A 12,031-nucleotide genomic window follows, 5' to 3' on the forward strand; every position below is an offset into this window, starting at 1 on the left:
GTTCTATAACTATACATGAGAACTTTAATAATATATCTAACGGCTCTATTATCAAGGCATTAATATATTCTGAAAACTTAATTGATTTAAGTAATGATGGTACTGTTATTTATGGTTCAGTTACAGCAAATAGAGTAACTTTAGCCAATAAATCTAAGATAGTAGGTGAAAGTGAATGTTTTAATCCTAAACCGGATAATTACATATTAGAAATCGAACCTGAAACGGCATTCTCTTTAACTTGTGATTATTTGCCTGTGACGTTCCGTGTCAAAAAAGAAGATGGAGCATTGGCAGATACTTATTCTGGCAGCGTGTCTGTAACAACCAATATTACAGAGGTAGGAAAAGCCTCATGGTTTCCGACCGATAGTGACACGCCATATAAAGATGTCTCGGAAGAGACTAGCGTTAATATCGTTAATGGTATTGGTCAGCTGCGATTAAAAAGCCATGGTTACATCGGCAATATTGCGGTCACTGGGAAATTAGATAATTCACCTTCAACTAATACAGTCAATGGTAGTTATACCTTTGTGCCGTTTAAATTTGGTTTTGAACCAAGCCCGGTGAAAGTGATTGCGGGTAAGCCTACAGCGGTAAAAATAAAAGCATTAGCTTGTGAGAACGATGAAGCGACAGTTGCAACAGGTTACAACGGAAATAAACGATTAAGTATTTCGAGTGCTTTTTTACAACCGTCAACGAAAGGCAATGGCGACGTAGCGTTAAAAGCCAGCAGTGATTGGCAAACCGAGCAAGAAACGTTTGCTTTCCTAAATGGGGGTGCTGAATTTTCATTACGGTATCCCGATGTTGGTATTGTTGATTTAAAACTTGCTGATCCTAACTGCTCAGTATCTAACGGTTGCGATATTTTACCGTTAGATACGTTACCGAAAAGTTTTGCTGATTGGACACAATTAGAAGGCTCTGTTGAAGTGCGTGCTCGTCCGTGGACATTTGCGGTATGTCCGGGCAAGCAAAGTGATGGCACATCATCATCAGGTGTTGGTTTTGTCGCAGCTGGCGATCCGTTTAAAGTGACGGTGAAACCGCTTGTTTGGCAAGTGGATGGCTCGGAGACCACATCTATACAGACAACGGATCAGTTGTGCTCGGCACAAACAACACAAAATTTCTTTAAATCAGATGCACCTATTGCAGATGTCGAGCTATCTATTCCGAATACGGTATCAGTAACACCAGTTGATGGTAAGCCTGGTGTGCTGCAAGGGACGGTACAACAAAGTCATACCGATGAACTGGTGTTTAGCGATTTGTCGTGGAGTGAAGTGGGTAGTGTTCGCTTACAAGCTGATGCTAAAGCGTCATATTTAGACATGACGATTAACCAAGGCTATCGCCATCTTGGACGTTTTTATCCAAAGTATTTAGAGATCCAACCTAATCGTTTTACCTACCCTGACGGGCATAATGAGTTTGCTTATCTCAGTCAGCCATTTAATGCTGATCTGATGATCAAAGCGAAAAATGCATTGGGTGAGCAGGTCGAGAACTACAATGATTTTACTTTGGATTTCCAAGCCGAAGTTGCTTTGATGGCTTATGAATCTCCATCATTAAATAGCTTAAATGATCGTTTCTCGTATCATCATATTACAAGTTCAACAGACCACAGCTTTAAAGGGCGCTGGAATAGTGGCATTGAACAGGTGTGGTTATTAAAACGAAAACCTGTGATAGCAAGTCCATTAACTACTGTTGAAGATGGGCCTTGGGATGAATCGAATAGTCGTTGGGGCGGGTATATATCTTCGTATCATGATCCTATTTCTATCCGCAATACCACAACCGATGTTACCGATGAAGTTGATAGTAAACAGGTTGCCCCTTTTGAGACAGCACCTCATTTACATTATGGACGTATGGTATTGAGTGATGCGATTAGCCCATTTGATAAACCTGTCACTATTCCGCTTAATATTGAACACTGGAATGGGACAGAGTTTGTCACACATGATGCTGATAGCGGCTCTAAATATAACAGTAACTATTTCTGTAAGGTGGCGTTACATCCTGCTGATGCGAGTAATACATCGATATTAACATTGGGTAATACTGGCACAGTTATGGTGGGCGAAACTGATCAAATTGAAGCGCACCCTCATCTTTCTCCGCCTGATAAATATAAAAAACAACAAACCCGTTTTTGGTTACGTATAGCCGATGATGCTCCAGTTGATATAGGTTGTAGTCAAAACAATAAAGAATACCAACCTTGGCTCACTTACAATTGGCGAGAGTTAGGGGATGAGGATCCATCTGCAGTGGTCACTTTTGGCGTATATCGGGGCAGTGATCGCATCGTTTATCGAGGTGAAAAAGGGTTAAATTAAGCCTTAGTGCAAATAAATTGCAAATCTGTGGCAGGTTTGACAATCCTTGCCTTGTTTCAGTGTCTAGCGCTTGGTACATTTAGTGCAATTTAACGAATTTTGAGCTTTCAGGATTAGCCGAAGACTATGTTTAAAAAACTTCGTGGCATGTTTTCTAATGACCTGTCTATTGACTTGGGTACTGCCAACACCCTTATTTATGTCAAAGGACAGGGCATCGTTCTAGATGAACCATCTGTAGTTGCAATCCGTCAAGATCGTGCAGGCGCAACAAAAAGTGTTGCTGCGGTAGGTCATGACGCTAAATTAATGCTTGGTCGTACTCCGGGTAATATCGCTGCTATCCGTCCAATGAAAGACGGTGTAATTGCTGACTTCTATGTAACTGAAAAAATGTTACAGCATTTCATTAAGCAAGTGCATGACAATAGCATCCTTCGCCCAAGCCCACGTGTACTTGTTGCTGTTCCTTGTGGTTCAACGCAAGTAGAACGCCGTGCTATCCGTGAATCAGCACAAGGTGCTGGTGCTCGTGAAGTATATTTAATCGATGAGCCAATGGCGGCAGCTATCGGTGCGGGTATGCCAGTATCTGAAGCAACAGGTTCGATGGTGATCGATATCGGTGGTGGTACAACAGAAGTTGCAGTTATCTCGCTAAATGGCGTTGTTTACTCATCATCTGTACGCATCGGTGGTGACCGTTTTGATGAAGCAGTAATTAACTACGTACGTCGTAACTACGGTAGCTTAATTGGTGAAGCAACAGCTGAGCGTATTAAGCATGAAATCGGTTCTGCTTACCCTGGCGATGAAGTTCGTGAAATTGAAGTGCGTGGTCGTAACCTTGCTGAAGGTGTACCTCGTAGCTTTACGTTAAATTCAAATGAAATTCTAGAAGCACTACAAGAGCCATTAACGGGTATTGTATCTGCAGTGATGGTTGCACTAGAGCAGTGTCCACCAGAGCTAGCTTCTGATATTTCAGAGCGTGGTATGGTACTTACTGGTGGTGGTGCACTACTACGTGATTTAGACCGTCTACTAACAGAAGAAACAGGGATTCCTGTGGTTGTTGCTGAAGATCCACTAACATGTGTGGCTCGTGGTGGCGGTAAGGCGTTAGAAATGATTGATATGCACGGTGGCGATCTCTTCAGCGAAGAATAATGCCTGCGTTAGTATTCTATAAAACAGGTCATAGTGTTAGATGAAACCTATATTTGGCAGAGGCCCATCTCTGCAATTACGCCTGTTTCTTGCCATATTACTATCGGCTAGCTTAATGCTAGCCGATAGTCGTCTTGATGCTTTTGCCAATGTTCGTTATTTCCTGAACTCAGCAATCGCTCCGCTTCAATATGCTGCTAATTTACCTCGTGAATTATTGGATGGCCTGAATGGGCAAATGAGTTCACACAAGCAATTATTGGCTGAAAACAAAGCGTTGAAGCGTGATTTGCTGATGATGAAAAGTAATGTGCTATTGCTTGATCAATTACAGCAAGAAAATCAGCGTTTAAGAAATTTATTAGGTTCACCATTTGTACGCGGTGAACGTAAGATGATCGCAGAAGTCATGGCTGTTGATTCTGATCCTTATAGTCATCAAGTGATGATTGATAAAGGACGTGTCGATGGGGTTTATGAAGGCCAGCCAGTTATCAATGATAAAGGTATTGTTGGTCAGGTATCTTATGTTGGTGCCCATAATAGCCGTGTATTGCTATTGATAGATCCTACTCATGCGATCCCTGTACAAGTGGTGCGTAATGACATCCGTGTTATTGCAACAGGTACAGGTAAAAGTGATGAAATTCAGTTAGAGCATGTGCCTAGTAGTACCGATATTCGTGTAGGTGATCTACTGGTGAGTTCAGGCTTAGGTGGTCGTTATCCTGAAGGGTATCCGGTTGCTCGCGTCACCGAGTTCTCGTTTGATAATAAGCGCCCATTTGCCCAAATTATGGCAAAGCCAACGGTGCAATTTGACCGTTTACGTTACTTATTATTAGTGTGGCCAACATCTCGTGAGAAAATGGCAGAAACGCCAGCGGCTGAAGCTTCAGCAGTATCAAGTGCGACATCAACGTTAGCACCTGCAACAGAGCCTAAACCCGCAACCACAGGTACTACAGCGCCTGCTGAGCAGAAAAAGCCAACCAATGAGGTGACTGATGTCAACTAGCCAAGCACATGGCCGAATTTGGATTTGGCTTTCTTTTGTTTTTGCTCTGGTACTGCAAGCAGCACCGTGGCCGGGGGAGTTGGAGCCGTTCCGTCCATCATGGGTATTGCTGATCACCTGTTATTGGGTATTGGCACTACCGCATCGTGTAAACGTAGGTACGGCACTGATCATTGGTCTGTTGTGGGATCTGATTTTAGGTTCCACCCTCGGTGTGCGAGGCTTAATGATGTCGGTGATTGCGTACATTGTTGCTCTTAACTTTAGAGTGTTACGTAATCTTTCATTAGGCCAGCAGGCGATTGTTTTTGCCTTACTCTCATTAGCTGGTAAGTTAATTGAGTTTTGGGCTGAATATTTAGTATCAAATGTGAGCTTTGAGCCACAGCAACTATGGGCGGTATTATTAAACTTTATCTTATGGCCTTGGTTGTTCCTATTACTTCGACGAATACGTCGTAAGTTCTCGATTCGTTAGTAATATGAAATAAGGGGAAGCCAATTTGGTATTCCCCTTATTTATAATTAAATGTATTTAAAGTATAAATAACAGATTAGAGGTGTAACATGTCTGCAATTCAATTATATCTTGCTTCAGGTTCGCCTCGTCGAATGGAATTATTAGCTCAACTGGGTTACCACTTTGAACGTGTTGTGGTGGATGTGGAAGAGTGTCACCAGCAAGGTGAAAGTCCTGAGGCATACGTTCAGCGTTTATCACGAGATAAAGCGCGAGCAGGAGTTCAAGCAGCAGCACAAGATTTACCCGTATTAGGATCGGATACAATTGTTGTTGCAGATCAGCAAATATTGGAAAAACCAGTCGATTTTCAGGATGCAGAGCGTATGCTGAAACTGTTGTCAGGTCGTCAGCATCAAGTGATGACAGCAGTAACCGTTGCAACGAAAACACGTGTAGAAACCAAGCTAGTCATCACCCAAGTGTGGTTCAAGACTTTGTCAGATAACGAAATCAAAAAATATTGGCAGAGTGGTGAACCGCAGGATAAAGCGGGAAGCTATGGCATTCAGGGCTTAGGTGGCAAATTCGTTGAACGTATTGATGGCAGTTTTTATGCGGTGATGGGGTTACCTTTAGTGGAAACCGACATCCTGCTACAAGATTTTTTAAAGTTATAAATAGAGGCAACCATGAGCACTGAGCTGCTGATCAATGTGACGCCGAGTGAAACCCGTGTCGCAATGATTGAACATGGCGTACTGCAAGAGATCCACATTGAACGTGAATCGAAACGCGGTATCGTCGGAAATATTTACAAAGGGCGTGTAAGCCGAGTATTACCTGGTATGCAGGCTGCTTTTGTCGATATTGGATTAGAGAAAGCGGCATTTTTACATGCGTCTGATATCGTTCCTCATACTGAATGTGTGGCTGAAAATGAGAAAAAACAGTTTCAGGTTCGCGATATTTCAGAGCTAGTACGCCAAGGACAAGACATTGTCGTGCAAGTGGTTAAAGATCCATTGGGTACCAAAGGGGCACGTTTAACCACTGATATTACTTTGCCATCGCGTTATTTAGTTTTCATGCCGGGCGCAAGCCATGTTGGTGTTTCTCAGCGTATTGAAAGTGAAAAAGAGCGAGATCGCCTGAAAAAAGCCGTAATGAAACATTGCGACGATTTGGGTGGCTTTATTATTCGTACTGCAGCTGAAGGGGCGAATACTGATGAAGTGGCGCAAGATGCGGCATTTTTGAAGCACTTATGGCGTAAAGTGTTAGAGCGTCGTGCGAAATATAAACCACGTTCAATGCTATACGGTGAGCTAGGTTTAGCGCAGCGTATTTTACGTGATTTTGTCGGCACAGAAATTGACAACATCAAAGTGGATTCACGCTTATCGTTTGAAAAGCTAAAAGAATTTACTGATGAGTTTGTGCCTGAAGTTACCGAAAATATTGAATATTATTCAGGTGAACAGCCGATCTTTGATCTTTATGATACCGAGTCTGAAATTCAGCGCTCGCTAGATCGTAAAGTTGAGATGAAATCCGGTGGCTATTTGATCATTGATCAAACCGAAGCCATGACCACCATTGATATCAATACAGGTGCTTTTGTCGGTCGTCGTAATTTAGATGAAACAATCTTCAATACCAACATTGAGGCGACCAAAGCGATTGCTCGTCAGCTACGCTTACGTAATTTAGGCGGCATTATCATTATCGACTTTATCGATATGGTGTCCGATGAGCATCAGCGTCGAGTGCTGCAAGCCCTTGAGCAAGCGCTATCGTATGATCGCGTAAAGACCAATATCAATGGTTTCACTCAGCTTGGTTTGGTTGAGATGACCCGTAAGCGTACTCGTGAAAGCATTGAGCATGTGTTATGTGGCACTTGTCCTGCTTGTGATGGACGTGGCACGGTGAAAACGGTCGAAAGCGTTTGTTATGAAATCCTACGTGAAATTACCCGAGTCAATCGTGCTTACGACGCCGATCGGTTCATTGTCTATGTGTCATCTGCTGTGGGTGATGCATTAACGGGTGATGAGTCCCATGCATTGGCTGAGTTGGAAGTGTTTATTGGTAAGCAAGTGAAGATCAAGCCAGAGCCACTATACAATCAAGAGCAGTTTGATGTGGTTATGATGTAATGGGCGCGATGGGGAGCAGTAAGTGAATCGCATACTCGTAAAACTCTTACGGGGTATATTGTGGTTTGTGGTCATTGGCGCGGTAACACTGGCGGTTTTGATCAGCGCAATACGCTTGTTGCTTCCCCATATTGATAATTATCGTCAGCCACTTACGCAGTGGCTGTCACAGCAAACACATACACAGATATCAGCATCGCATATTGAGGGGCATTGGCGTCCAGCCGGTCCTGAAATCACCTTAACTCAGCTTTCTGTTGCTGAACATGCTGATAATAAGCCTTTGGTTGAAGTAGGACGCTCAGAGATTTACTTTGATTTTTGGCGCTCTGTTCTGACCTTTCGACCTGTTTTTAAAACGGTGCAAATTGCGCAGTTTGATTTTGATGTCACTCAACTACCAGACAGCCCCTCTGCAACCTCTTCTTCAGATGTATCCCTTAGCAAGCGTTTAGAGCAACTTTTCTTTACTCGCATTGATGATGTGATCTTAAAAGATGCCACGATCACTGTTCCTTCTCCGTCTGGCAAGTTAGTCCAACTTGCGATCAAGCAACTGAATTGGCGTAACGATGATGGTCGTCATTTAGCCCAAGGGACTATCGGGGTTGTTAATAGTCAGTTGGGGAAAATTGAAGTACGTCTAGATATAACGGAAGACGGCGGTTTACCTAGCTTGAGTGGCATTGTGTATCTAAAAGGCCAAGATATTTCAGTGACGCCTTGGCTAAATAAAAAGTTCGCTGGTGTGGCGGATATTACCGATAGCAGCATTGGCTTGCAGGCATGGCTAACGTTAGATCACGGTAAGATTCAGTCAGCCACGCTGCAATTGGCTAATAGTCATATCGATTGGGCAACGAATAAGAAACCACATCAAATAGTGATTCATGATGGCGTTGTCACATTACAGCCAGAGTATAATAATGCGCAGCAACAAGTATGGCGAGTTGATACCGAGCAATTTGATCTTGCGACGGATGATATTGCTTGGCCTCAATTTGATATTGCAGCGCAATTTGCTTTAGATAAAAAGCTGCAATTAACGGATTGGAAAGCGACGTTAACCAATATTGAGTTAGAACGCTTATTGCCATTAATCTCATTTCTGCCAAAAACCAGTAGTGCGACAGAAGCAATTAAGCAATTACAACCGACAGGGTTAGTCACAAATATTCGTGTTGCTGGTGGCACTAAACAAGCGCCACATTTTTCGTTTAATGTTGATGATTTAGCTTTTAAGCAATGGCAGTTATTGCCAGGGATCAATAAATTAAATGCGCATGTTGTCGGTGATACGACAAAAGGGACTGTAGCTTTGCGAGTGGATGATGATGCGCTGCCGTATGGCACTGTGTTTCCGAAACCGCTTAATATTCATAAAGCAGATATCCATGCCAACTGGTATCACGATGAAAACACCACCACATTGTGGAGCGATAAACTGAATGTCGTGACTCCTGATCTCCAAGCAAAAGGTCAATTTAGACTCGATTTTTATACCAATGCGCCGACATGGTTAGCCTTTTATGGTGAAGTATCAATAAAAGATGCTGGACAAACATGGCGTTATTTACCTCGTCCTGCACTGGGTAATAAGTTAACTCATTATTTAGCAACAGCGATTAAAGGCGGCACAGTTAAAGATGCCAAATTACTGTGGTTCGGACCGCTTAATACCTTCCCATACCCGAAGCATGACGGCATTTTTAAAGTGGATGTGCCGCTGAAAAAGGCAAAATTTCAATTTGATCCTCAATGGCCATTACTGACTGATTTAGATCTGGATTTAGGGTTTAAAAATGATCGGATGACGATCAATGCCAGCCATGTCAAAACCATGTCTGCGATAGGTTCGAATGTCATCGGTGATGCGAAATTAGCAGAAGATGGACACTTAAATCTAGCCCTTGATATTGCTGCACAGGGTAAAGATGTCACTGATTATATGCTAGCAACACCATTAGCTGATTCAGTGGGAAGTGCGTTACAAACGGTTGCGGTTGATGGGCCGGTTAGCGCCAAATTAAACCTCGATATTCCATTTGATGGTAGCGATGTCGATGCGAAAGGCGAGGTTTTCTTTGACAATAATCGTATTGATTTAGCAACGCCACCACTGACAGTGGAGCATACGAAAGGCAGCTTATCCTTTGATAACGCAAAAATTGAAGCTAAAGGGTTAACTGGAAAATTATTGCAGCAGCCCATTACCCTAGGTTTTACAGGCAATAGCGTAGCCAGTGATAATTATCGAGTGAATGTTGGTATTGCTGGCGATTGGCAAGTGGCTGATTTAAAACCTTATATGCCGATGCAATTATCTCACTATTTATCTGGAACCAGTGCTTGGAATACCGCAGTACAAGTTGATTTAAACGGTGATAATTTTACTTATAAGGTGAAAAGCGTATTGCCGCTTGCACATATCAAGAGTGATTTACCTTATCCATTGCATCATCAACCTAAGCTTAATCAGTCACAGTTTATGACGGTAAATGTAGACGGTGATGCTCAAGGGCTTAATGGGCTATTACAGTTACCGGATGCGGCTTACCAAGCGCATATTAATCTTATTAATGGTACCCCTCAGCTTGCCAGCAGTGATTTGATGATAGGGAAAAAAGATCTGAAGTCAGCATTAGGGATCGGTCATGTGGTGAGTGTTGATACCAACACTTTTGATATTGATCCTTGGATTACACTGGCGAGTACATGGCAGCAATCAAGTGCAAATAACACGTCTGTTAGTCATGATTTTACTTGGCCGATCCCGAATAAGATCACGGCAAAGGTGAAGCAGTTAACACTGGGTGGTTTAGTGTGGAACGATGTGGATTTAGTTGCTCGCCATGGTCATCAGTGGTCTTTGAAAGTGGATAGTCGCCAAGCAGCGGGTTATATCACTTGGGATATGAAAGGGGCGGTGAATGCGATTTTCAAACGCTTACATATCAATGTTCCGCAATGGGATAAGCAATCAGACGCTTCTGCTACAGCGACGGTAACGACAGGCGAGCCGAGTAAAATAGAGCAAACAAAGCGATTATCATCACCAATGGTTACAGATGCTGATCGTCATATTATGGCTTCGATCCCAGCCATTGATCTGACGGTTTCTGATGCGTGGTTACAAGGTTATCGATTAGGGCAAGTGAGCGCAGCCATTACCAAATCACCGAATGCATTAACACTGAAAAAACTATCAGTCAGTGCTGGTAATATCAGTTTAGACGCCAATGGTCGTTGGGCTTTTAAAGATGATCGAAACCATACCGATCTCGATTTTACGATAAAAGGTAAAAACAGCTCTGATCTGCTTCATCGTTTTGGTATTGAAGGTGGTGTGCAAAATGCATCATTTAATACTCAGGTGTCATCATCGTGGTTAGGCTCGCCTTGGGCGATGGAGCGACGCACGCTAAATGGCAAAGTGACCACTGATATTGGTAAAGGGCTTGTGAGTGGCGCATTTGGTGCTGGACGATTATTGGGGTTGTTTAGTCTAGATTCGATTATTCGTAAGATGCAGCTCGATTTCTCAGGCGTGTTTGATAATGGCTTAGCGTTTAACTATATCCAAGGGGCGGGTGTGATCAAGCAAGGTATTTTCCATAGTGACAATATCAAAATGCAGGCACTGGCAGGAGATATGTATATTAAAGGTAAGGTCAATTTGATTAATGAAACGGTGGATGCCAATGTGAAATTTATCCCCGATTTCACCTCAGGTTTACCGGTATTAACGGCCTTTGCGGTTGCACCACAAACAGCCTTGTATGTGTTTGCGATTTCAACGGTGTTATCCCCTGTTTTAGATGTGATCACCCAAGTGAATTACCAAGTGACAGGGCCGATTGATGCACCAAAAGTGCTTGAGCGTTCACGATTATCCGGTGAATATTCAGTACCAGAAGAATAGCTTTAGAATGAATCAGTTGCGTTAATTTCTATCAGTGGTACAACAAGGTATTACGATTTGTTATTTAGCGAAAGCTTAATGTTATTAGGTATAGTTCAGGGAGCATTTCATGGCGAAGATTGGTTTAGTACAAATGAATTCGGGAGCCGATCCTGAGCATAACTTAAGTAAGTTAAAAAAGAAGGTGAAAGGACTTCAGCTACAAGGCGCTAAACTAGTAGTTACGCCAGAAAATACACTGGTATTTGGTAGCAGAGAAGATTACCAGCAATGGGCTGAGCCTTTAAATGATGGCCCGATGCAAACAGCGCTCTCGGAGCTTGCGGGTAAATTGGGAATTTGGCTACTGCTAGGCTCTATGCCCATTCTTCAGCCTGACGGCACAATCACTTCAACTAGCCTACTTTATGACGATAAAGGTCAGTTAAAAGAGCATTACAGTAAACTGCATATGTTTGATGTGGATGTTGCAGATAAGCACCATAGCTACCGTGAGTCAGATACATTCAAAGCAGGTGATGAGATTAAAGTGGTTGCGACGCCTTACGGTAACATCGGTATGTCGATTTGCTATGACGTCCGTTTCCCTGCGCTGTATAGCGAATTACGTGCTCAAGGTGCCGATATCATCGTGGTACCAGCCGCCTTTACTAAACTCACAGGTAAAGCCCATTGGGAAGTGTTACTGCGTGCGCGTGCGATTGAAACTCAGTGTTGGGTGATTGCGGCAGCGCAATGGGGAGAGCACAATGAGAAGCGAGAAACCTGGGGACATTCGATGATAATTGATCCTTGGGGACAAATTGTTGCCTGTCAGCAGCAAGGCACAGGTGTTCTGACTGCCAATATTGATTTACAATTATCTGCAAAGATCCGCGCTAATATGCCAGTTGCTGAACACGCTAAATTTTGTGTTCAACCGCGCTAAATAATTTAAGA

Annotated in this window: 8 protein-coding genes; all 8 read left to right on the forward strand. The window is 43.0% G+C overall.

Annotated features, from left to right (window positions below; translation table 11 throughout):
• Positions 1 to 2,360, forward strand: a 2,360-nt coding sequence (locus E5A76_RS07815) for a DUF6701 domain-containing protein (protein ID WP_316247324.1), incomplete at its 5' end; no start/stop codon positions are given.
• A gap of 126 nt (positions 2,361 to 2,486) precedes the next feature.
• Positions 2,487 to 3,530: a rod shape-determining protein gene (locus E5A76_RS07820; RefSeq protein ID WP_005371106.1), complete on the forward strand. Its 1,044-nt coding sequence runs from the start codon at positions 2,487 to 2,489 to the stop codon at positions 3,528 to 3,530.
• A 40-nt stretch (positions 3,531 to 3,570) separates the two neighbouring features.
• Complete coding sequence (gene mreC, locus E5A76_RS07825) at positions 3,571 to 4,548, forward strand: rod shape-determining protein MreC (protein ID WP_161118581.1); 978 nt, start codon at positions 3,571 to 3,573, stop codon at positions 4,546 to 4,548.
• Complete coding sequence (mreD, locus tag E5A76_RS07830; RefSeq protein ID WP_053988023.1) at positions 4,538 to 5,026, forward strand: rod shape-determining protein MreD; 489 nt, start codon at positions 4,538 to 4,540, stop codon at positions 5,024 to 5,026. The genes mreC and mreD overlap by 11 nt, the downstream gene beginning before the upstream one ends.
• 89 nt (positions 5,027 to 5,115) lie before the next feature.
• Entirely contained in the window at positions 5,116 to 5,688 is a 573-nt protein-coding gene (locus E5A76_RS07835) for a Maf family protein (protein ID WP_107166914.1), read from the forward strand.
• Between the two features lie 12 nt (positions 5,689 to 5,700).
• Positions 5,701 to 7,170, forward strand: a complete 1,470-nt coding sequence (gene rng / locus E5A76_RS07840) for a ribonuclease G (protein WP_161118582.1) — start codon at positions 5,701 to 5,703, stop codon at positions 7,168 to 7,170.
• A gap of 22 nt (positions 7,171 to 7,192) precedes the next feature.
• On the forward strand, positions 7,193 to 11,092 hold the full coding sequence (locus tag E5A76_RS07845) for a YhdP family protein (RefSeq protein ID WP_161118583.1): 3,900 nt from the start codon (positions 7,193 to 7,195) through the stop codon (positions 11,090 to 11,092).
• 109 nt (positions 11,093 to 11,201) lie between these two features.
• The gene (locus E5A76_RS07850) at positions 11,202 to 12,020 is read left to right on the forward strand and encodes a carbon-nitrogen hydrolase family protein (RefSeq protein WP_161118584.1); all 819 of its coding nucleotides are present in this window, start codon (positions 11,202 to 11,204) and stop codon (positions 12,018 to 12,020) included.
• The last annotated feature ends 11 nt before the right edge of the window (positions 12,021 to 12,031 follow it).

The sequence above is a fragment of the Photobacterium lucens genome (assembly GCF_009873615.1).
In the GTDB taxonomy this organism is placed as follows: domain Bacteria; phylum Pseudomonadota; class Gammaproteobacteria; order Enterobacterales; family Vibrionaceae; genus Photobacterium; species Photobacterium lucens.